This window comes from Methylobacterium sp. B1 (assembly GCF_000333255.1).
Classification (GTDB): Bacteria; Pseudomonadota; Alphaproteobacteria; order Rhizobiales; family Beijerinckiaceae; genus Methylobacterium; species Methylobacterium fujisawaense.
This window is the reverse complement of the sequence record NZ_BACT01000157.1, coordinates 1-518: the sequence shown is the minus strand read 5'-3', so window position 1 is coordinate 518 and position 518 is coordinate 1. Positions and strand designations below refer to the sequence as shown.

1 protein-coding gene is annotated in these 518 nt (G+C 62.5%); it reads left to right on the top strand.

The window, feature by feature from the left end:
- A partial coding sequence (locus tag I53_RS04385) for an SMP-30/gluconolactonase/LRE family protein (RefSeq protein ID WP_043347090.1) occupies window positions 1–352 on the top strand: 352 nt, incomplete at its 5' end.
- Window positions 353–518 lie beyond the last annotated feature (166 nt).

The following is a 518-nucleotide window of genomic DNA, read 5'->3' as shown; positions in this document are numbered from 1 at the left end:
GGCGGTCACGCGGGCCCAGCAGATCTGGCGCATTCCGCTGCATCACAACGGTGTGGTCGGCAAGGTCGGGGTGTTTGCCAACCTGCATGGCGGCATGGCCGGTCCCGACGGCTTGGCGCTGGATGCGGAGAGCTGCCTGTACATCGCACATACCGGTTTCGGTTCCATCTGGCGCTTGTCCAAGTTCGCCGAACCCTTGCTGCGCATCCGTTCCACGGCGGGTATCTCCACCACCAACCTGGCCTTCGGTGGCCCGGATGGCAAGAGCCTGTTCATTACCGAATCCCAGACCGGTTCCATCCTGCGCGCCGAGGTACCGGTGGCCGGTCTGCCCATGTATTCCCACGCCTGAGCATCGGCGTCATCACGCATAGTCAACTTACCGTAAAGGATCATCATGAGTACGCAACCCGATTTCATCCGCGACTTCGAACGTGTCGATGCCGCCATCGTCGCCCAGGCTTCCGAATTTGCCGCTTCCATCCTGGCCGACGTGGCCGGTCGCCGTGGCACCCTGT